The sequence below is a fragment of the Streptomyces sp. NPDC059456 genome (assembly GCF_042750055.1).
GTDB lineage: Bacteria > Actinomycetota > Actinomycetes > Streptomycetales > Streptomycetaceae > Streptomyces.
Genome location: NZ_JBHYVA010000008.1, coordinates 11,976 through 33,013 on the forward strand (window position 1 = coordinate 11,976; position 21,038 = coordinate 33,013).

The following is a 21,038-nucleotide window of genomic DNA, read 5'->3' on the forward strand; positions in this document are numbered from 1 at the left end:
CTCTCCGGGGGGGGCGTGCGCGTGGGGGGGGGGTGGCCCGCGCCCCCCCACGGTGCGCCCCCCGGGGCCCGCGGGGGGGCCCCCCCCCCCGCCCCACGCGGCGCCGGGCGGGAGTGGGATCAGCCGTCGATGCGGTGCTGCGTCCAGAACGAGCTCAGGTCCGTGGTCGTGGCGGCCTGGGCCGCCGCCTTGAACTCGGCCGTGGTGGAGACGCCGTACCAGTGAGAAGTGGCGTAGTCCTTCAGGAGTTTGGCCATGGCCGTGTCACCGAGGACGCGCCGCAGGTCGTGCAGGGCGCATTTGCCGTAGCCGTAGACGACGGTGGAGTACCGGGACGAATGGGCGTCCCAGTAGCCCATCGAGTTGGTGATCTTCTCGGCGGACGAGGCCCACGAGACGCTGTTCCAGCAGTTCGCGCCCGTCTTGTTCAGGGCCAGGTCGGTGGCGTAGTCGGTGAACGCCTCGTCGAGCCAGGGGCTCGCGTACTCGTCGTCGCCGACGATGCCGTACCACCACTGGTGGCCGATCTCGTGGGTGAGGGCGGTGGTGCTGACCAGGTCCAGGACGAACCCGGGGTACTCCATCCCGCCGAACCAGTAGTTGTTGTCGATGACGGCGTCGAGTTCGCCGTACGGGTAGGCGCCGAACCGCCCCGAGTGGGCGTCCACGGCGGACTTGGCGGTGGTGAGCATCGACTGCGCGTCGGCCGAACCGATGCCGGAGACGGAGTAGATGTTGATCGGGGTGCCGGCCGCGGAGGTGCCCGAGATCTTGCTGAACGGGCCGGCCGCCCAGGCGAAGTCCCGGACCGAGGTGGCGGTGGCCGTGGTGACCGTGCGCCCGCTGGTGCCGGGGGTGTCCACCGAGGTGCCGGTGGCCGGGACGAGCAGGCTGCTCGGGTGGTCGAGGGTCACGCGGAAATCGGAGGCCAGGGAGTAGAAGGACTCCCCGTTGTTGGTGTACGGATCCAGGTGCCAGCCCGCCCCGTCCCGGACCGCGAGGACCGGCAGGGCGTTGCCGAGCATGCTGAAGGCCCCGTCGTAGCCGAACCGGTCGGCGCCGCTGGGAACGGTGATCCCGAGGTCGAAGCCGATCGTGGCGCTCTGGCCCTGGGGCAGCGGCGCCGGGAGGTCGATCTTCAGGGCGGTGCAGCCGACGGACAGGGCGCCCGCGGTGCCGCCGGTGACGTTGGACACCGTGATCGGCATGGCGGAGCAGGTGCCGTGGTAGTTGTCCCACAGCCGCAGGTAGACCTCGGTGAGGGCGGTGGGCGAGGCGTTGGTGAAGGTCGCGCTCTCGTGACCGGTCCAGCCCGTGCCGCTCGTGTTGCTGCTGAGACTGACGGTGTACGAGGGTGAGGCCGGGGTACGGGTGGAGTCCCCGGGCGGTGTGGTGCCGCCGGAGGTGTCGAGCGCGACGTCGTCGATGACGAAGCTGGTCTGGAGGCTGGAGTCCTCGGTGCCGGTGAACGCGACGCCGACGGTCTGGCCTGCGAAGGCCGACACGTCGAAGGACTTCTGGACGTAGCCGGTGTTCTTGTCGAGGTTCGAGTACGTGGCCAGGGTCGTGCTGCCGATCTTCGCCGTGAGCTTGTCGTACTTGGTGGACGTGGTCGTCTCGGCGGTGTCGACGTGCAACCAGAAGGTGAGGGTGGCGCTGGAGCAGCCGGACGGGATCGTGACGCTCTGGGAGAGCGTGTCGGTGTGCGTGCGGCCCACGCCGTTCAGCCAGGCGAAGGCGGCGCCGCCGTGGGCGGACTGGCCCGCGCGGCTGGTGATGAGGCCGGTCTGCGACTGGGTCCAGGGCGCAGTGCCGCTCTCGAAGCCGCCGTTGGCGACCACCTGGGCCGGGGTGCAGGCGGCGGCTCGTGCGGGCGCCCGGTGCGGCGCGGCTTCGGCCGGGGTGACGGACAGTGCGGCGGCGGCCAGCGCGGCGAGGGCGAATGCGTTCGCGGCGCGGACCTTGTGGGGGGTCGGTCTCACACGGAACTCCTTTGAGATGGCCGGGATTCCGGCCTGCTCGGTGGCCGCCCGGTCGGCTCGGGTGTGCCGGAGGGCAGCCGCGGGCTGTGCGCGCCGTCTGCACGGTGCGCAGGGTGAGATCTGCTGTGCCGCGTCTCCCCGGTGTCAGGGGGACGACTGCCGGAAGAGCCTGGCAGATTTGACCTGGGCATGCCATCAGGGGCGGGTAAAGTGTTCGTACTCCCTCAAGGGCCTCCGGTCGTCTTCGAGCCATCCCCGGCCCGGCTGCCGGGAAGCGGTCCGGGCAGGGCTCCCGGCAGGGTCCTGGACAGGGGAGGGGCACCGGAGACGGCCCGGGCCACCGGTTCCCGGGCCAGCACGATCACCGAGTCCTGCGCGCCGAACCGCACGCGTTCCCGCTTGTCCGGATTGATGTGCACCCCGTACGCGGGACCGTGCCGGGCGTCCCCGTGCAGCCGGTACCCGAGCACGCAGTGTCCCTGCCGGCGGCCGGACTCCACGACCGTGGCGAAGGCGACCTCCCGTCCGGGCAGGACGTAGTGGGTCGCGGGCTTCAGGTGCAGCGAGTCGCCCTCGGCCGAGAACAGGGCGTCGAAGACGTCGGCGAGGTGCCGGTTCTCCGCGATCTGCGTCATCAGCAGGCTGATGAGCCGGCCGCCGACGACGAAGTCGCCGCCCTCCCGGGCCGGCGCGAGCAACCGGTTGCGGTCGTCCGCCATTTCGGTGACCACGGCCAGTTCCCGGCCCGAAGCCTCCTCCAGGGCGCGCAGGTGGAGCAGGGTCACCAGGGTCCGGTCGTCACCGGTCAGTGTGCCGGGGGCGGTGCGGTCCGCGCCGTCGGTGTCGTCGTAGCCGAGGACGACGGCCCGGTCGAAGGACGGCACGTCGAGGGCGTCGAGATGCCGCGGATCGGTGATGTCCCCGTCGTGCACCGTGATCCGCATCCGGCCCGCACGCGACCGCGCGCACCGGCCGGCGTCCCGCAGCGCCTCCGCGCCGGTCGCCATGACCACGAGCTCCGACCCCTCGGGGACGCACGGCTCCAGCTGGTCGATGATCAGCGGAGCGCGGCGGTTCCAGCCGAGCACGAGGTACCGCTCGGCGGGCGGCGTGGACGCGCCCGGCGCCGTGATCGCCTCCTCGTCCACCGGCAGCGGCCCGTCCGCGAGCACCGCGGTGTCGTCGTCCTCGGTCACGAGCAGGATCCTGTCGTCGGCGCCCAGGACCCGGTCCTGCGCCGGGTTGAGCTCGACGCCCCCGCCCGCCGGCACGATGCCGACGACGGACGACGTGGCGTACGCGAGGAGCAGCCGGCCGAAGGCGTGCCCGGCCAGGGCGGGTTCGCACACCGTGTAGAACTCGTCCCCCTCGAAGTCCAGCAGTTCCTGGTGGACCAGGGACAGGCCGGGCTGGCGCGAAGTCTGGGCGATGAGGCGGGCGGTGACGTCCTCGATGTTCAGCACCCTGCCCCTCGGCCCGGCGGCGAGCTGCGCCGCCCGGAGGTGGCGCCCGTCGCGGACCGCGGCGACGACCTCGGGGCGGCCCCGCCGCCGTACCGCCGCCTCCAGGGCGAGCAGGGTCTTCACCACGTGGGCGTCGCCTTCCTCGCCCCCGTGGGTCAGGACCAGGACGGCGCGCGCCGTCTCGGGGCCGACGAGCGCGACGACCGCCGGGTCCGTCGTCACGCCGCTGCGGCAGATCAGCCGGGTGCGGCCCAGCCGGCCGACGGCGAGGGCGATCTCGTCCTCCATCTCCGCCTTGTCCTTCGGGCCGAGGACGGCGACGACCGCCCGGCGCCGGTTGGAGTTGGCGACGACCAGCTCGGACACGATCGGGAAGACCTGCTCGGACCAGCCCAGCAGCACGGTGTGCCGGTCCTCCAGGACGGTGGACCGGCCGCGCCGCAGGGCCAGGACCTTGTCGTTGAGCCCATTGGTGATCAGGCCGACGAGGGTGGAGACGAACAGCAGCGCCACGAGGGCCAGGAGCACCGAGATCAGCACGTACAGCGGGCTGCCGACCGCGCCGCCGATCTTCAGGGTCTGCCCGACGGTGACCCAGACGGCCACGAGCTGCCCCGACCAGGTGCGGGGGGCCCGCCGGTCGGCCCACACCAGCGCCATGCTCGCCGGCACCACCACGGCCAGGCAGACCAGGGTGAGCCAGCCGATCAGCACCGGGGTCCCGCGGGCGATGACGCTGTCGAACCAGTACCGCGTGCGCGGCAGGGGCGGCCTGGGCGGTCCGTCCGTCGTCCTGCGACCTGTCAACCGGGGTTCCTCGGGGAGCTGTCGGGCCCGGCGACGGGGCGGCGGCGTCCGCCCGGCACCGGCGGGTTGGTGTACGGGCCACGCTAGGGCGTGGGGACCGGGCGGAGGGTGGCAGAACCCCCCGAGTCCGCTCATCGCGTGACAACTCGGACCCGCTTTCGGATGTCCGCCGCTCCGCCGGACCGGGGTGAGCCGCGTCTCAACCGGGTGCTGCGGCTTGTCTATGCAACGAGTTGCATAGAAGGATCGGGGCATGGCGCTCGAACACGCGATCCTCGTCTCGCTGCTGGAGCAGCCGGGTTCAGGCTATGAGCTCGCCCGGCGCTTCGACCGGTCCATCGGCTATTTCTGGACCGCCACCCACCAGCAGATCTACCGCGTCCTCAAGCGCATGGAGAGCGAGGGCGTGCTCGCCGTCCGCGAGGTGGCCCAGCAGGGCCGGCCGGACAAGAAGGAGTACTCCGTCGCCGGCCCGGGCCGCGCCGCGCTCTCCCGGTGGCTGCACGAGCCGATCGAACCCGAGAGCCTGCGCCACGACCTCGCCGTCAAGATCCGCGGCGCGGCCTTCGACGACCCGGCCGCACTGGTCCGCGAGGTCGAGCGGCACCGCCGGGTGCACAGCGACCGGCTCGCGCACTATCTCGCCGGAGAGCTGCGCGACTTCACCGGGCCCGCGGCCCCCGCACCGCTCGATGCCGGCCAGGAGCTGCAGCACGTCGTGCTCCGCGGCGGCATCGCGTACGAGCGGATGACGATCGCCTGGCTCGACGACGTCCTCGCCACCGTCCACCGGCTCGGCGCGCCGCCCCGCCCGGCCGCCTGAGCCGCTCCCCCCCATTCACCACCGGCACCACCACCGGCACCCGCACCGGCACCTGCGCTTCACCCCTCGACTCGACCCCCGACTCCGGAAGGCGAACCTCCATGGCCGACTCCCTCCTGTTCAACCCGCGCACCTACGACCCGCAGCACTTCGACCCCGAGACCCGCAGGCTGCTGCGCGCCACCGTCGACTGGTTCGAGGAGCGCGGCAAGCGCCGGCTGATCGAGGACTACCGCAGCCGCGCCTGGCTCGGCGACTTCCTCGCCTTCTCCGCCAAGGAAGGCCTGTTCGCCACCTTCCTCACCCCGTCGGCGGCCGCCGACGGCCAGCCGGACAAGCGCTGGGACACCGCCCGGATCGCCGCCCTCAACGAGATCTTCGGGTTCTACGGCCTCGACTACTGGTACGCGTGGCAGGTGACCATCCTCGGCCTCGGGCCGGTCTGGCAGAGCGACAACGCCGCCGCCCGCGCCCGCGCCGCCGAACTCCTCTCCCAGGGCGAGGTGTTCGCCTTCGGCCTGTCCGAGAAGACGCACGGCGCCGACATCTACTCCACCGACATGCTGCTGGAGCCCGACGGTGAGGGCGGCTTCCGGGCCACCGGCTCCAAGTACTACATCGGCAACGGCAACGCGGCCGGTCTCGTCTCCGTGTTCGGCCGCCGCACCGACATGGAGGGCCCGGACGCGTACGTCTTCTTCGCCGCCGACAGCCGCCACCCGGCGTACCGCCTGGTGAAGAACGTCGTCGACTCCTCCAAGTACGTCAGCGAGTTCCGCCTGGAGGACTACCCGGTCGGGGCCGAAGACGTCCTGCACACCGGCCGCTCCGCCTTCGACGCCGCCCTGAACACCGTCAACGTCGGCAAGTTCAACCTCTGCACCGCCTCCATCGGCATCTGCGAGCACGCGATGTACGAGGCCGTCACCCACGCGCAGAACCGCATCCTCTACGGCCGCCCCGTCACCGCCTTCCCGCACGTGCGCCGCGAGCTGGCCGACGCGTACGTACGCCTCGTCGGCATGAAGCTGTTCAGCGACCGCGCCGTCGACTACTTCCGCACCGCCGGCCCCGACGACCGCCGCTACCTGCTCTTCAACCCGATGACGAAGATGAAGGTGACCACCGAGGGCGAGAAGGTCATCGACCTGATGTGGGACGTCATCGCCGCCAAGGGCTTCGAGAAGGACAACTACTTCGCCCAGGCCGCCGTCGAGATCCGCGGGCTGCCCAAGCTGGAGGGCACCGTCCACGTCAACCTCGCCCTGATCCTCAAGTTCATGCGCAACCACCTGCTGGAGCCGGTGGAGTACCCCGCCGTCCCGACCCGCCTCGACGCGGCCGACGACGACTTCCTCTTCCGGCAGGGCCCGGCCCGCGGCCTGGGCTCCGTCCGCTTCCACGACTGGCGCCCCGCCTTCGACGCGTACGCGGCCGTGCCCAACGTCGCCCGCTTCCGCGAACAGGCCGACGCGCTGTGCGAGTTCGTCACCACCGCCGCCCCCGACGAGGCGCAGAGCCGCGACCTCGACCTGCTGCTCGCCGTCGGCCAGCTCTTCGCGCTCGTCGTCCACGGCCAGCTGATCCTGGAACAGGCTCGGCTGACCGGCCTCGACGAGGACGTGCTGGACGAGCTGTTCGCCGTCCTCGTACGGGACTTCTCCGCGCACGCCGTCGAGCTGCACGGAAAGGACTCCGCCACCGAGGAGCAGCAGGGCTGGGCGCTCGGCGCGGTCCGCCGTCCCGTCGTCGACGAAGCCCGTTCGGCCCGGGTCTGGGACCGTGTCGAGGCGCTGTCCGGAACGTACGAGATGGCGCCGTAACCACCGCGCGGCCACGCTCCCGGCCCACCGCTCCCGCGCCGCCCGCGCGAGGGCGGTGGGCTGCCGCCTTCCCGGGACGGAAGAGGGGCGGAAGAGGGGCGGAAGGCGGGCAGGCGACGGACGCGGGCCAGGTGCAGGACGGGCGGCTGACCCCGGCCGCTGACCCCGGCCACTGACCCCGGCCGCGGGCCCCGGCCCCCGCCCCCCGCCCCGGGCCCCCGCCGCCGTACCCCACCCCCGAGCCCCGTCGCGGGGGGGGGCCCCCCCCCCCGCGGCGCTGGAGGGCGCGCGGGCTACTTGGGCATCAGGACGGTGTCGACGATGTAAACGTTCGCGTTGGCTGTCTTGACGTTGCCGCAGACCACGTTGGAGGTGTCGTTGACCTTGTAGGCCTCACCGGAGCCGCTGGTGGTGAGCTTGGTCTTCTCCAGGGTGCTGAAGGACCCGTTCTCCAGCTGCTTGGGGGTGAGCTTCTGGCCGACCACGTGGTAGGTGAGGATCTTGGTGAGGGTGGCCTTGTCGGCGAGAACCTTGTCGAGGTCGGCCTTCGGGATCTTGGCGAAGGCGTCGTTGGTCGGGGCGAAGACGGTGATGTCCTTGGCGTTGTTCAGCGTGTCCACCAGGCCGGCCTGCTTGACCGCGGCGACCAGGGTGGACAGGGCCGGGTTGTTGGAGGCGGCGGTGGCGACCGGAGCCTTGGCCATACCGTCGAAGGAGCCCGCGCCCTCGGCCGGTACGCCGGCGCAGGCCGGTCCGAACGGCTTGTCCATCGCCAGCGACGCGTCCTGCGCCCCTGACGCGGAGGCCGAGGCCTCGCTGCTCTTGTCCGATCCGGGACCTGATGCGCCGTCCTTGACCGAGTCGGAGCAGGCGGCCAGCGAGAAGGGCAGCAGCGCGGCTGCGGCGACGGCGATCGCGGTACGGCGGATCTTCATGCTGTTCATGAACATTTGCTCCTTGAGGCACGGTATGCCGGTAAGGGGTTCGGATGCTGCGGGGGTTGGTGCTGCCGCGCCCGGTCGCTCGGACGGTCGGGCCGGTGGTCTAGGAGACGGTGACGAAGACGCTGTGCCAGCCGCTCGCCCCGTCGGGGATGGTGGGGGTCCGCTGTTCGGTCTGCGCCTGGCCGGTTCCGTCGGTGGCACGGACGGTGATCGTGTGCCCGCCGGCGGTGGCCCGCCAGGGATAGGACCACTGGCGCCAGGTGTCGGCGGTGGCCTGTGGGGCAAGGTCCGCGTCACGCCACGGCCCGTCGTCGATACGGACCTCGACGCGGGTGATGCCGCGGTGCTGCGCCCAGGCGACACCCGCGACAAAGACGGTGCCGGCGGCGGGGCCGGCGAAGGGCTTCGGGGTGTCGATCCGCGCCTGGGTTTTGATCGGCGCCCGCCGAGCCCACTTCCGCTTCACCCAGTAGGGGTCGTAGGCATCGAAGGTGGTCAGTTCGATGTCGGTGATCCACTTGCAGGCCGACACGTAGCCGTACAGGCCGGGCACGAGCATGCGCACGGGGAAGCCGTGGCCGAACGGCAGCGGCTCGCCGTTCATGCCGACGGCGAGCATCGCGTCCCGTCCGTCCATCACGTCCTCGACCGGGGAGCCGAGCGTCATGCCGTCCACCGAGCGGGCCACCAGCTGGTCCGCCGTGCCGCCTTGGGACGGGGGCCGCACCCCTGCCTCGTTGAGGAGGTCGGCCAGGGGCACGCCGAGCCAGCGGGCGGTGCCGGCGTAAGGGCCGCCGACCTCGTTGGAGACGCAGGTCAAGGTGATGTCGCGTTCGATCAACGGGCGGGCCAAGAGCTCGTCGAGGGTGTAGGTGCGGGGGCGGGTGACTCCCTTGCCGCGGATGCACAGGCGCCAGGTGCCGGCGTCGACCTCGGGCACGTTCAGGGCGGTGTCGACGCGGTAGAAGTCGCGGTTGGGGGTGGTGAAGGGGCTGATGCCGGGCACCTTCAGCTGGACGCCTGGGACGGCGGGAGCCGGGGAGGCGGGCTTGGGCAGGACGAGACCGTCACGGGAGGCGGCCGCGCCCTGCCCCCGCCTGCCGGACAGGAAGCGTCCGAGGACGCCCGCCGAGCCGGCGACGACGGCCGTCGTGCCGGCCGCGACGAGGAACCCGCGCCGGCTCAAGTCGTCTGCGGATGACGGGGCGCTCGACGGGGCTGCCTTGGAGGCCAGGAAGTACAGGGTGAGGGCGCCGACGGCGGCCCCGGCCATCGAGGGAAGCGCATCAGCGATCCCGGCGGCATCGGGCCGGCTCAGCGCGGCGGCGGCACCGACGATCCCGAACAGCAAGATTCCCGCGGCTGCAGCACCGCGGTGGCGCAGGCCGAGTGAGCCCAAGGCGATGGCGATGACTGCGAGAACGGCAAGAATCCCCAGCTGCAGGACAATCTTGTCGTTCTCCCCGAAGGTGCGGATCGCGAAGTCCTTCACCGCCGCCGGGGTCCGGTCGATCACCGCTCCACCCACCACGGTCACCGGACTGGCGGCCGGCCGCACCAGCCCGGCGGCCAACTCGGCCACGGACAGCGCCGTGAACGCGGCCACAAGGCCGGCCAGTGCGCCGAGCGCGGTGCGGGAGAAGGTGGTTCGGAAGCTGCTCACACCCCGGATTCGGCGGTAGCCGCTCAGCGGATTGCCCCCACACCCGAACGAGTGACCTGCTGGTCCTTTGTACGTTCCCGGCGCTTGCGCGGATATGCGCTGTGCCGCGCGGCGGCGGTCAAAACAGGGGCGGAGGCGATCGCGGGGTACGGCCCGCCGATCACGGTTGGCCGCCACCCTCGACGAGGCCCTCACCGACTGGTCCTCCCAGCACGAAAAGGAGCCCATCCTGCGCATTGAGGTCCTGCCCAAAGCCGTCGCCGTCGGGGAAATCGGCACCGCCCTTCTGCCCCGATGACCAACCACCGGGATTGCCACGCAAGCTCGTTGGGCGGTTGGACGAAGCCGCCGGACAGCCGACGACACGGTGGCTGGTTGTGCTCGCGGCCGAGGTACCGGCATCGCGGCGCGGTCCCGGTCCTCGTGGACCGCGTCGTGCCGTTCGCCGAGGCACGAGCCGCCTACGAGGTGCTCGTGACGGCGCACCCGCGCGGCGAGGTCGTCCTGCACGTCGACCACACGGCGGCGGAGCACGACAGCAGACCCGCTACCACGTCGTCAGGAACCCGCCGTCGATCGTGATGTCGGCCCCCGTGACATTGCTCGTCCGGTCACTCGCCAGCATCAACACCACGTCCGCGACCTCGGCGGGCTTCGAAAACCGGCCGGTGACCATGGCACTTGCAGCCTGTGCCTTCACCTCCTGCGGCGTCATCCCGGTCGCCCGGGACACAGTGGCGGCCACACCGTCGCCAGCCAGCCACAGGTCGGTCTCGACCGGACCGGGGCTGACCGTGTTCACGCGAACCCCGCGGGCGCCCACCTCCTTGGACACGCCCTTGGAGAAGTTCGCCAGTGCCGCCTTTCCGGCGCAGTAGTCGATCACCATCGGGTCGGGGAACACGGCGTTGACCGAGCAGACGTTGACGATCGACCCGCTGCCCCGCTCCAGCATCAGGGGCAGAACCGCCCGGGTGACGCGTACCGCCGTGAACAGGTTGAGGTTCATCGTCTGTTGCCACTGCTCGTCCGTGACGCTCAGAAATCCGCCCGGCCGGGCGGGAGCCGCGCCCACGTTGTTCACGAGGACGTCGATCCGGTCGCCGGCCGCTGCGATGAGCTGCCCGGCTCCCTCCGCCTCGGCCAGATCCACCCGTACCAGACGGACGCCCCCGCGCTCGATCAGCGCGTCCAGCTCGTCGGATGAGCGACGTGCACCGGCCACCACCTGGGCGCCCTCGGCCGCCAGAGCCTGCACGATCGCGAGGCCGATTCCGCGGCTCGCGCCCGTGACGACGGCTACGCGACCCTTCAGTCCAAGATCCATGGTGATGTCATCGGCCACCACCGGCGCACGATTGAGTGAACCAGACTGACCAGGCGGGCCGTCGACGGCGCCTGTGCGACGCCGGCACACGAGCGGTACCAAGTCGGTCGCGGTGAGGTCGGCGCGGACCACCGCGGGCAGGGTCCCTGCTGAGCAGGCAGAGGGGAAAGTCGACGCGGTTGGGGGCGGGCTGCGCGCTGGCGCGCTGGCGCGCTGGAGCCCATCGGCGGGTTCGGCGTGCGCCCACAGGGCGTCCATCGCCTCGGCCGCCTCGCCCGTGTCCGCCGTCGGCGAGGAGCCGGGTGGGATCCGCAACAGTGCGGATCCCACCCTGAGCCGCCGGCCCTCGACCGGTCACCCCTCGGTGGGCTGCCGCAGGTGAAGGGTTCAGCCGACGGTGACGACCATCTTCCCGAGGGCTTCTCCGGCCTCCATGGCCCGGTGGGCTTCCACGATCTCCTCGAACCGGAAGATCCGGGCGGGACGGGCCCGCAGGACACCGGCCTCGACCTTGGCGTAGATCTCGTCCAGCGGTACGTCGGTGAGCGGGAACGCAGGGGTGCCCAGGACGAAGGCGCTGCCGAAGAAGCTGAGCCGGACTCCGCTGGGGAGGTCGGCGATCGGGTCGAAGTCGCGTACGGGCTCGAATCCGCCCAGGAAGCCGAGCTGGCAGACCCGGCCGCGCGGCCGGACCAGGGCCAGCGAGTCGCGCAGGACGCTGTTGCCGACGACGTCGAACACCGCGTCGACGCCGATCCCCCGCTCCGCGACCCGGGTGGCGAGCGCGCCGTCGTCGATGAGCACGTCGGCGGCCCCGAGTTCCTTCAGCAGGGGTGCCCGCAGCGGGTCCCGGGTCGTGGCGAGGACGGTCGCGCCGTGGTCGACCGCCAGGTTGACCGCGGCCTGGCCGAGCGAGGAGGTAGCCCCCCTCACCAGAACGGTCTCGCCCGGCCGCAGGTCCAGATTGCCGAACAGGCCGCTCCACGCCGTCGCGTACACCTCGGGGACCGCCGCGAGATCGGCCCAGTCCAGCGGGGAGCGGACGGCCACCACGTTGGTCGCCGGTACGGTCACCAGCTCCGCGTAACTTCCGTTGCGGGTCCGCCCCATGCCACCGAGGATCGCCACGACCCGTGTCCCGACGGCGAGTTCACCGGAAGGGTCGGCCTCCACCACCCCGGCGCACTCGATCCCGGGTACGGCTGCGACCTTCCCCCAGGCGCCGCTGCGCATGTAGGCCTCGGCGTGGTTGAGGCCGAACGCCTTGACGCGGATCAGCACTTCGCCGTCGGCGGGAGCCGGGTCGGGTAGTTCGGTGAGGGTGAGCACCTCGGGTCCGCCGTGGGCGGAGATGACGATGGCCTTCATGTACCGACTCCATTCTTGAGCAGTCATTCAACTATCGGTGCGAAAGAAGGGCCACCGCGCACGGTGGCCCGTATGCCCCGCCGTCAGGCGAGAGCGAGGAAGGCGTTGTCGACGATCGCGCGCAGGAGCTTCTCGTCGGGATCGGCCTTCCCGACGACCATGAGCCCCTGACAGGTGGCGACCAGCAGCTTGGCGCTACCGGAACAGTCCAGCGAGGCACGCACCTGCCCCCTGCGGGCCGCGTTCTCCAGCGCATGGGTCATGCACCGCTCCAGGCGGGCCAGGTGCCCGCGGACGACGGCCGCCGCCTCGTCGTCCTCGGCGGCGTTCTCAATGGCCGTGTTCACGAGCAGGCAGCCCTGCCGGCCCTCGGGACTGAGCAGATCGCGCACCAGTCCGTCGAAGTAGCCGCGGATCTCCGCCACAGAGGCGCCCGGAGCTTCCAGCTCGCCCAGCTTCTGGGGGACGACCAGCTTCGAGTACCGCTCCAGCGACTTCAGGAACAGCGCGCGCTTGCCGCCGGGGAAGGCGCTGTAGAGGCTGCCGGGCTTGACCCCGGTCGCCTTGACCAGATCCTCGACGGAGACGGCCCGGTACCCGCGCTCCCAGAACCGCAGCATGGCCACGTTCAGGACTGCATCGGGCTCGAACTCTCGCGGTCTGGGCATGGCAGCAACATACATGAACGACCATTCAAGAACAATGCGCGAACCCGGCGGCTTCTCCGCAGCGTCGCGTCGATCAGGCCCGCCGGCACTCCTGGCCCACCCGGCGCGCCGCGGCAAGGGGGCCCGCGACGGTCGGGGCCGCACGCGGAACCCCGTGCGGGCGCAGGCCGGCCACCGCTACGAGGGCGGCGATCGCCATGACGGCGGGCGCGACGAAACCGTCGTGCACCACGACCGCCCCGCCGGGCCAGAGGGCGATCCGCCACGGCTCGGGCTGTTGGGGTAGCCGTGATCCCGGGACGGCACCTCGCCGTTCAGCCGGAGCGCGAGCGGCATGAGCGGGTCCTGCGCGTACAGGCGTCCCATCTCCATCACCCGGTAGGCGCCCGCCGCTTCCAGGAAGACCATGCGGGCCCACGCACCCGGGCCGCCGGCCGCACGCCCCAAGAGGTCGCGAACCCGCACCCCGGTCCAGTGGGCGGGCTTGCACCGGCCTGCGACGCAGGCGATGGGCAGGACGACCTCGAACTGCGGCACGGCGCGCAACTCGTCCAGCGTGAGGGTGCGGGGACGCGGCCCGTCCACGGTCAGACGCCAGCCGGCCAAGGAGGCCCCAAGGACGCGCGCGGCGGGGGCCGTCCGGTTCACGGCGAGTCCCTGGGGCCCGTTGATCGGGACGGCGCCACGATTGCCGACGGGAAGCACATGCAAGGTGCGCCACGGGGCGCAAGCGTGCCGTCCATCGGCGCACGCGACGCCGAGGAGCCGCACATACGGGCCGAGCTGACGAGTGACCCTGGGCGCCTGCCCCGTTGCGCTCCCCTCGACAGACGTTCACGCACGCAAAATTCGACACACTCCTGGCCTGCATCGCCGACCGCGAGCCACACTTCCGACTCGCGGCCTATCGACCGTAATTTCCGGTCACGTGCACTAGGATCCGCCACTAGAATCACTCGCTTGACAGGAGGCCCGATGATCGGCGTGCTCGTGACTTTCACGCAGACCGAAAAGTTCGATCGCGCAACTCTCGCAAAGACTGCCGGCGAACTCCGAGGAACGTTCGAAGGCATGGCCGGCCTTCGCTTCAAGAGCTTCATGCTCGACGAAGACGGCTTTCAGGCAAGGAATTTCTACGTATGGGATGAGGAGACGAAGGCCCGCGCCTTCTTTACGGAAGAGATCATCGAGAAGGTGACGGGGATTTATGGCGTCCCGCCAAAAATCGAATACCTCGACATCGTCGGGTTCGTCGACAACTCCGGCACCTGATTTCCAAGGAGCCGTCACACGACCCTGCGCTGTCCAGGCCGTTGGGGACCATCGGGGCAGGCCGGCAACACCGGCGTAGACCATGACCCGCGGTACGAGATGGGCGGCGACGGTGACGCGGCCGGCCGGGAGCCAGGCGGCGCATCGGTCCTGGACAGCAGGTGGGATCGCCGCACTCCGGCCGCAGCGCTTCGGCACGGCACCTCCGGAACACCTGCGGGCCTGCGCCGCACCCATGTGTGCGGAGGGTCTCGTGGCGGTGAAACGCGCGAACGGGCGCCGCTACGGGCTGCCCTCGCGCAACCGGAAGCCGGTGACCAGGTCGGGTCGGATCCGGATCGCTCCCGATGCGCTGCCCGCGGCCCAGGGCTCCAGGAGGCGCACGTACCGCTTGATCTCGTCCGGGTCGGTGACGGCGGTGGCGTAGCCGGTGGCGACCACGCTCCAGCCCAGGTGTTCACCCGGATCGATGTCGTCCGCCTCGTAGGCGACGACGACGCCTGAGCCCTGCTGGGTCGCGAGCAGGGCAGCCAGCGTCGATCCGTCCTGGACGCGGACGATGATGTCGCCGCGATCGAGAACGTGGTTGACCGGACGCACGGCGGGCAGCGCGTGACGGGTGAAGACGATCCGCCCCAGTTCGGCGGTGCCGAGCAGCCGCAGCGCCTCGTCGGCTCCGAGTTCTTCCATCTGCCGTCCCGGCACCCTGATGGCAGGGGAAGCGGCGGTGGCACCGTCCGGGTGGCTTTTCATCGTGGGCGTCCTTCGTCGAGCGAGCAGGCCGCGATCCGGATGGACGGCGTGGAGAGGGGGCGAACGCCTCCGGTCTCCGTGCCGTGCCCGTTCCCGTACTCCCGCGCCTGCCGGGCGGACAGGGGCGAAGGCCGCGAACGGGCCGTCTGCTGCCAGGATCTCCGCGTGCGCCGGTCTCGGACATGGGCCGATCGGTCCCTGGACGGGACCAACGGGCCCATGCCCGGACCGGTGGGAAGGCCAAGACTGAAGACGGACTCGAACAGGAGGCCGTTCATGAGTACCCCTTCACCCATCCGTATCTCCGAGGCGCTGCCCGCCGACTGCCGCTCCCGCTTGATGGAACTGGCCCGAGAGGTCAGCTTCGCGGAAGGGACGCGTCTCTTCCGCGAGGGCGGCCGCGCCGACAGGTTCTGGATCGTCCGGTCCGGCACCGTGACCTTGGACGTCCATGTGCCCGGGCGGCGCGCCGCGGTCATCGAGAGCCTCGGCGCCGGCCAGCTGGTCGGCTGCTCGTGGCTCTTCAAGCCCTACTCCTGGCGCTTGGGTGCCGAGGCGATGACGCCCGTCCGCACGTACGAGTTCGACGCGGAGCGCGTGCGGGCGCTGATGGACGCCGACACCGCTTTCGGCGCTGCCCTGGGCCACTGGGTCGGGCAGGTCCTCGCCAACCGGCTGCAGGCCGCCCGCGTGCGCCTTCTCGATCTGTACGCGCCCTACGGCAGCGGCAGCTTCCTCTGACTCGTCCGTACGCCGAAGGAGCAGGTCATGCCCGCGTCCCGCTACACCGTCAGTGATGTCATGACGCACACGGCCGTCGCCATCGGCCGGGAGGCGTCCTACAAGGAGATCGTCCGGCTGATGGACGAGTGGAAGGTCAGCGCGGTCCCCGTCCTGGAAGGCGAGGGCCGCGTCGTCGGGGTGGTCTCGGAAGCGGATCTGCTGCCGAAGGAGGAGTTCCGGCGTACGGACCCCGCGCTGCCCGATCAGCTGGAGGAGGCTTCGAAGGCGGGCGCGGTGCTGGCCGAGGAGCTCATGTCGAGTCCGGCCGTCACCGTGCACCCTGACGCGCCCGTCGCCGAAGCCGCGAGGATCATGGCGCGCAAGCACGTCAAGCGCCTGCCCGTGGTGAACGCGCTCGGCACGCTGGAGGGTGTGGTCAGCCGCAGTGACCTCCTCAAGGTGTTCCTGCGGCCCGACGAGGAGCTCGAGGAGGAGATCCGCCGGAGCGTGGTCACCGAGCTGACGCCCGGCGTGGACGTGGACTTCGCCGTACAGGACGGGGTCGTCACCCTGCGCGGCCCGCTGCGGGACCGGGCCCTGGTCCCCCTGCTCGCACGGGCGATCCGCGCGGTCGAGGGTGTCGTGGACGTCCGGATGGAGCTGGACGGCGCCGTCGCCGCCTAGTGCCCCGGTCCGGGTGCTCCTCCTGGACGACCACGAAGCGGTGCGGCGCGGGCTGCGAGACCGCCTGGACGCCGAGCCGGGCATCGCCGTCTGCCGCGAACCGCGCTCTCATATGCCCGGCCTGGCCTGGCTGACGCTTACGTCCTTCGATGACGAGGACGCCCTACCGGACGCGATCATGGCGGGTGCCGCCGGGTACGTGCTGAAGCAGATCAAGGGCTCCGACCTGGTCTCCGGCCGTACGGACCGTGGCGACCGGGCGGTCCGGAACCCCTCGGAGACGGCCTGGCCAACCGGCAGATCGCCAAGCGGCTCCGCCTGTCCTGGAGGACGGTCGAGAACCGCAACTCGCGACGGCTGGGGCAGCTCGGCGTGGGGCGGCAGGGCGGCGAAACAGGGGCGACGACGGTGACGGTCACCGCGATGGCGGGGCCAGGGGCACTTGCCACTCCAGGCGAGCTCCTCCCTGTCCGTCATCCCGCGCTCCGGCTCTCATCCGGCCGCCCAGCCTTTCGGCGCGCTCTGCCAGATTCCGGAGTCCGCTTCGCCGACCGCTCCTGGACAGGCCGACGCCGTTGTCGGTCACGGTGACGGTCAGGTTTCCGGCGCCTGCGACGATCGAGACCTCCGCCCGCGTGGCCTCAGCGTGGCGGGCGACGTTGGTGAGGGCCTCCCCCACCACGGCGAGGGCCTCGTCCGCGACGGCCGACGGCACGTCGGTGTCGATCAGTCCCTCCATCCGCAGGGCCGGGGCGAAACCGAGGGTTGCAGCGGCCCCGTCCATGGCCTGTACCAGGCGGGACCGCAGCTTGGACGCCTGACCTGGGCTCTCGTGCTCTCGGAGCCCGAAGATGGTCGACCGGATGATCTTGATGGTGGCGTCCAGGTCGTCCACGGCGCGCGCGAGGCGCTCAGCTGCCTGGGGGTGGTCGACGAAGCGCTGGGCGCTCTGGAGGGTCATGCCGGTGGCGAAGAGGCGCTGGATGGCGAGGTCGTGCAGGTCGCGGGCGATGCGGTCGTGGTCCTCCAACAGGCTCATCTGCTCGGCGTCGTGGCGTCGGCCGGCGAGCTCCAGTGCGAGGGCGGCGTGGCCCGCGAAACCCGGAAGCGCGGCGACTTCGGCACGCGCGAACCCGGGACGGCCGTGCCTCCGGGCCAGGATCAGGACGCCGCTCAGTCTCTCCTTGGTGCCGACGGTGACGGCGACCGCCGGGCCGAAGCCCGTCCACCTCTCCGGCTGCACGGTGAGGCGCTCGTCGGTCGCCGCGTCGGGGACCGTGATGAGGCCGTCACGGGCCAGAGCAGCCTCGGCGAGAGTGCCCCGGGTGCTGGGCAGGACGATCCCCCGGTGTGCCTCGGCCCCCTCCCCCAGAGCGAGGGAACCCCGCAGTTCACCGCTGGGGCCGAGCAGGTAGAAGACACCCATGTCCGCGCCGGTGATGTCCTTGGCCCGCTCCAGCATGCCCTCGAGGACCTCGTCCTCGGGCGCTCCGGAGAGCAGGGCGCTGGTGATGTCGGATCCGGCCTCCAGCCAGCGCTCGCGCAGCCGGACCGCCTCGAAGAGCCGGGCGTTCTCGATGGCGATGCCGGCCGCGACGGCGAGGGTGGACAGGACCGCCTCGTCCTCGGCGTCGAACTCGGCGCCGCCGCGCTTCTCGGTCAGGTAGAGGTTGCCGAAGACGTCCTCGCGGACCCGGATCGGGACGCCGAGGAAGGAGTGCATCGGCGGATGGTGGTCCGGGAACCCGTACGAGGCGGGATGCTCGGACAGCTCCGAGAGTCGCAGCGGTTCGGGGTGGCGGATCAGCTCGCCGAGGATGCCGTGGCCGGACGGCAGGTCCCCGATCTGTGCGCGGAGGCCGTCGCTGATGCCGACGGGCAGGAACTCGGCCAGCTTGTTGTCGGTCCCGATGACTCCGAGGGCACCGTACTCGGCGTCCACGAGCACCACGGCCGCCTCGACGATGCCGCGCAGGACCTGCGGCAGGTCGAGTTCCCGGCCCACGGACATGACGGCTTCGAGCAGACCGTTCAGCCGGTCCCGGGTCCCCCTGACCTCGCTGATCCGTACTTGCAGCTCGTCCAGCAGTTCGTCGAGCCGCAGCCGGGGTACACCGCTCCGGTTCGGCCGGTCGCCCGCGCTCATGCGGGTGGGCTGATCGGCTGCGGTCATGCCCACCTCCGGCCGGAAGCGATGGCGGGGTAGCCACCGCTTCCACGGTATCTCCGGCGGGAGGGCCCGGCCTTGCACTCACCCGGCCATGGCCCCTTATGGCCTCTCGCCGTGCCGCGGAGCACCGGTCTGCTCGTGCAGGTGCCGGACGTGGGCGTCCGGGCCGGGGAAGAACACGGTGGTACGACCGGTGTCGGACCACCGTACGTCGTACGGCGGGGTGCCGTCCTCGTGGTGCAGAGCCACGACTTCGCCGTCCCGGCCCGGCGTTCCGACGGCGGGGCCGCCCACGACGATCTGATCGCCCGGTTCGGCGTGGATCCCGTGCCCGTGGGCAGGCGAATGCGCGTTCATGATCAAGCCCTTCTGTGGAATGCGCCCCGCAGGAGCCGGGCGGCGATGAATGCCGCGAGCGCTGCCGCGGTGGCGAAGCCCGTGCCGGTCCAGCCGACCGGCTGGGTGTCCAGCAGCGACTGCAGAGCGGGAACGTGCAGGACTGCCATCCCGAGCAGGGCGGAGGCCGCCACGGAGGCGGGGAGGAAGAGGTTCTCGGTGGTGAGCAACCGGGCTCGCAGGCCCAGTGCCACGCCCAGCTGGGCCCCGAGCAGGGACAGGAAGAGCACGCTCTGCCAGGGCAGGCCCATGCCACGCGCGCCGAGGCCGGCCATCAGGCTGAATGCCGTCACGGCTGCGGCGAGTACGAGGAGGCGTTGCCACACGCCTGCGGCCAGGATGTGCTGTGCCGGCGGCCGGGGCGGGCGCCGCATGGCCTGCTGCGCGGCCGGTTCGGCGCCCATCGCCACGCCGGTGAGGCCGTGGGTGAGCAGGTTGATCCACAGGATCTGGCCCGCCCGAAGCGGGAGGGCCAGCCCGAGCAGGGGGCCTGCCAGCATCACGAGGATCTCGGCGGCCCCTCCGGCCATGGCGTAGACGAGGAAGCGTCGGATGTTGTCGTAAACGCGACGGCCTTCCTCGACGGCGGTGACCACGGTGGACAGCTCGTCGTCCGTGAGGACGAGGTCGGCGGCCTGGCGGGCCACCTCGGTGCCGCGGGCGCCCATGGCCACACCGATGTCGGCCTGCCGGAGGGCGGGGCCGTCGTTGACGCCGTCCCCGGTCATGGCGGTCACTGCGCCGCGGGCGCGCCAGGCGTGGACGATGTCCAGCTTCTGCTGTGGATCGGTGCGGGCGAAGACGCGGACCGCGGTCAGGTCGGTGTCCGGAGCCGCGGACAGCTCGGGTCCGGTGACGACCGCATCGGCGGGACCGTCCCCGACGAGTCCGATGCGCACGGCGATGGCGTGGGCCGTGGCGGGGTGGTCGCCGGTGATCATGACCGGGGTGATGCCGGCGGCGCGGCAGGCCGCCAAGGTGTCCGCTGCTGCCGCTTTCGGCGGATCGCTGATGGCGACCAGGCCGAGCAGGCGCAGTCCGTGTTCCGCGTCGGCAGCAGGTGGGTGCCACCGGAGCCGTTCGGTGCCTGCCACGGCCAGGACCCTGAATCCGTGGGCGGCCAGCTCTGCGGCCTGCCGATGGGCCCGGTCCAGGAGGCCGGGCGGGTCGACGAGGACCGTCGGGGCCAGGACGGTCTCTGGCGCCCCCTTGAGGCAGACCAGGACGTTGCCGTTGGGCAGGCGGTGGAGGGTGGTCATCCGTTTGCGCAGGCTGTCGAACGGGGCTTCTCCGATCCGGGGGCAGCCTTGTTGCAGCTCGGCCGGTGCGGGACAGCCCGCCTTGGCAGCGGCTGCCAGCAGTGCGGCCTCCATGGGATCGCCCACGGCCGTCCAGACGTCGGAATCGCTCCGGGGCGGCTTGAGGCTCGCGTCGTTGCACAGGGCCGCCGTGGTGAGCAGCTCCTGAAGGGGGCGGAGTTGCTCGGGTGTCAGGGAGTGGCCGGAACGGGTCAGGTCTCCGCGGGGCTCATATCCGCTGCCGGACACGTCGGCGGCTCCGGCGGGCGTCCACACGTGCTGGACGACCATGCGCCCCTCCGTGAGGGTGCCGGTCTTGTCCGTGGCCAGCACGCTCACCGAGCCGAGTGTCTCGACCGCCGGAAGACGTCGGACCAGAGCGCCCCGGGCCGCCATGCGGCGGGCTCCGAGGGCGAGGGCGAGGGTGACGACGGCGGGCAGGGACTCGGGTACCGCTGCGACGGCCAGGCTGACGGCGGTGACGGCCATCGTGCTCACGCCGAGGCCCCGTACGAGCCCCAGGGCGAAGAACAGCACGCACAGGGCGAGAGTGACGGCGGCCAGAACGCGGCCGAGGGAGGCGAGGCGGCGCTGGAGCGGGGTCGGCTCGTGTTCCCCGTCGAGGAGCGCCGCGATGTGGCCGAGGGTACCGGCGGATCCGGTGGCCGTGGCGGTCGCGACGCCCCGCCCGCGCACCACGACGGTGCCGGCGCCGACCGTGTCACCCGTGGTCCTGGCGACGGGTTCCGATTCGCCGGTGAGCATGGACTCGTCGATCAGGAGAGGGGGCGGCCCGGGGTGTTTCGGGGGCGCGGGGGCCGCTTTACCCCCACCCCCCCACCCGCCCGGGTCTGTAAAAAAAAACTCACAGGCC

Annotated in this window: 17 protein-coding genes and 1 pseudogene; 6 read left to right on the top strand and 12 right to left on the bottom strand. The window is 71.5% G+C overall.

Annotation, left to right across the window (positions count from 1 at the left end; genetic code table 11):
• Window positions 1–119 precede the first annotated feature (119 nt).
• Window positions 120–1,982 (bottom strand): M1 family aminopeptidase, encoded by a 1,863-nt coding sequence (locus tag ACFXA3_RS01960; protein WP_385180540.1) that lies wholly within the window; start codon window positions 1,980–1,982, stop codon window positions 120–122.
• A 224-nt stretch (window positions 1,983–2,206) separates the two neighbouring features.
• On the bottom strand, window positions 2,207–4,252 hold the full coding sequence (locus tag ACFXA3_RS01965) for an NAD-binding lipoprotein (RefSeq protein ID WP_385180542.1): 2,046 nt from the start codon (window positions 4,250–4,252) through the stop codon (window positions 2,207–2,209).
• A gap of 253 nt (window positions 4,253–4,505) precedes the next feature.
• Here ACFXA3_RS01965 and ACFXA3_RS01970 point away from each other — a divergent pair, with 253 nt between their 5' ends.
• Together ACFXA3_RS01970 and ACFXA3_RS01975 are read left to right on the top strand one after the other, a co-directional pair.
• Window positions 4,506–5,075: a PadR family transcriptional regulator gene (locus ACFXA3_RS01970; RefSeq protein ID WP_385180545.1), complete on the top strand. Its 570-nt coding sequence runs from the start codon at window positions 4,506–4,508 to the stop codon at window positions 5,073–5,075.
• A gap of 101 nt (window positions 5,076–5,176) precedes the next feature.
• A complete protein-coding gene (locus ACFXA3_RS01975; RefSeq protein ID WP_385180548.1) occupies window positions 5,177–6,898 on the top strand; it encodes an acyl-CoA dehydrogenase family protein in 1,722 nt (573 codons plus the stop codon).
• Between the two features lie 293 nt (window positions 6,899–7,191).
• On the opposite strand, the gene ACFXA3_RS01980 is transcribed toward ACFXA3_RS01975, so the two are convergent.
• From ACFXA3_RS01980 to ACFXA3_RS02005, 6 genes are all read right to left on the bottom strand, one after another.
• On the bottom strand, window positions 7,192–7,842 hold the full coding sequence (locus tag ACFXA3_RS01980) for a fasciclin domain-containing protein (RefSeq protein ID WP_385180551.1): 651 nt from the start codon (window positions 7,840–7,842) through the stop codon (window positions 7,192–7,194).
• Between the two features lie 100 nt (window positions 7,843–7,942).
• Window positions 7,943–9,514, bottom strand: coding sequence for a molybdopterin-dependent oxidoreductase (locus ACFXA3_RS01985; protein ID WP_385180587.1), 1,572 nt, complete (start codon window positions 9,512–9,514; stop codon window positions 7,943–7,945).
• A 538-nt stretch (window positions 9,515–10,052) separates the two neighbouring features.
• A complete protein-coding gene (locus tag ACFXA3_RS01990) occupies window positions 10,053–10,832 on the bottom strand; it encodes an oxidoreductase (protein ID WP_385180589.1) in 780 nt (259 codons plus the stop codon).
• A 387-nt stretch (window positions 10,833–11,219) separates the two neighbouring features.
• The gene (locus tag ACFXA3_RS01995; RefSeq protein ID WP_385180553.1) at window positions 11,220–12,200 is read right to left on the bottom strand and encodes a zinc-binding dehydrogenase; all 981 of its coding nucleotides are present in this window, start codon (window positions 12,198–12,200) and stop codon (window positions 11,220–11,222) included.
• A gap of 83 nt (window positions 12,201–12,283) precedes the next feature.
• Window positions 12,284–12,868 (bottom strand): TetR/AcrR family transcriptional regulator, encoded by a 585-nt coding sequence (locus tag ACFXA3_RS02000; protein ID WP_385180556.1) that lies wholly within the window; start codon window positions 12,866–12,868, stop codon window positions 12,284–12,286.
• A gap of 177 nt (window positions 12,869–13,045) precedes the next feature.
• Entirely contained in the window at window positions 13,046–13,516 is a 471-nt protein-coding gene (locus ACFXA3_RS02005) for a molybdopterin-dependent oxidoreductase (RefSeq protein ID WP_385180558.1), read from the bottom strand.
• Between the two features lie 327 nt (window positions 13,517–13,843).
• On the opposite strand from ACFXA3_RS02005, the gene ACFXA3_RS02010 reads away from it, so the two are divergent.
• On the top strand, window positions 13,844–14,140 hold the full coding sequence (locus ACFXA3_RS02010; RefSeq protein WP_385180560.1) for a hypothetical protein: 297 nt from the start codon (window positions 13,844–13,846) through the stop codon (window positions 14,138–14,140).
• A gap of 282 nt (window positions 14,141–14,422) precedes the next feature.
• On the opposite strand, the gene ACFXA3_RS02015 is transcribed toward ACFXA3_RS02010, so the two are convergent.
• Complete coding sequence (locus ACFXA3_RS02015; RefSeq protein ID WP_385180563.1) at window positions 14,423–14,830, bottom strand: pyridoxamine 5'-phosphate oxidase family protein; 408 nt, start codon at window positions 14,828–14,830, stop codon at window positions 14,423–14,425.
• A gap of 339 nt (window positions 14,831–15,169) precedes the next feature.
• Here ACFXA3_RS02015 and ACFXA3_RS02020 point away from each other — a divergent pair, with 339 nt between their 5' ends.
• From ACFXA3_RS02020 to ACFXA3_RS02030, 3 genes and pseudogenes are all read left to right on the top strand, one after another.
• Window positions 15,170–15,634: a Crp/Fnr family transcriptional regulator gene (locus ACFXA3_RS02020; protein ID WP_385180566.1), complete on the top strand. Its 465-nt coding sequence runs from the start codon at window positions 15,170–15,172 to the stop codon at window positions 15,632–15,634.
• Between the two features lie 27 nt (window positions 15,635–15,661).
• Entirely contained in the window at window positions 15,662–16,300 is a 639-nt protein-coding gene (locus ACFXA3_RS02025) for a CBS domain-containing protein (RefSeq protein WP_385180568.1), read from the top strand.
• A pseudogene (locus tag ACFXA3_RS02030) lies at window positions 16,254–16,684 on the top strand (DNA-binding response regulator); the annotation flags it as partial. The gene ACFXA3_RS02025 and the pseudogene ACFXA3_RS02030, both read left to right, overlap by 47 nt.
• Window positions 16,685–16,715: 31 nt before the next feature.
• On the opposite strand, the gene ACFXA3_RS02035 reads toward ACFXA3_RS02030, so the two are convergent.
• The 3 genes from ACFXA3_RS02035 to ACFXA3_RS02045 all read right to left on the bottom strand — a co-directional run bounded on the left by ACFXA3_RS02035 (window position 16,716) and on the right by ACFXA3_RS02045 (window position 20,944).
• Window positions 16,716–18,473 (bottom strand): GAF domain-containing protein, encoded by a 1,758-nt coding sequence (locus ACFXA3_RS02035; RefSeq protein WP_385180570.1) that lies wholly within the window; start codon window positions 18,471–18,473, stop codon window positions 16,716–16,718.
• Between the two features lie 96 nt (window positions 18,474–18,569).
• Complete coding sequence (locus ACFXA3_RS02040; RefSeq protein ID WP_385180572.1) at window positions 18,570–18,827, bottom strand: DUF1918 domain-containing protein; 258 nt, start codon at window positions 18,825–18,827, stop codon at window positions 18,570–18,572.
• A 2-nt stretch (window positions 18,828–18,829) separates the two neighbouring features.
• On the bottom strand, window positions 18,830–20,944 hold the full coding sequence (locus ACFXA3_RS02045; RefSeq protein ID WP_385180592.1) for a cation-translocating P-type ATPase: 2,115 nt from the start codon (window positions 20,942–20,944) through the stop codon (window positions 18,830–18,832).
• Between the last annotated feature and the right edge of the window lie 94 nt (window positions 20,945–21,038).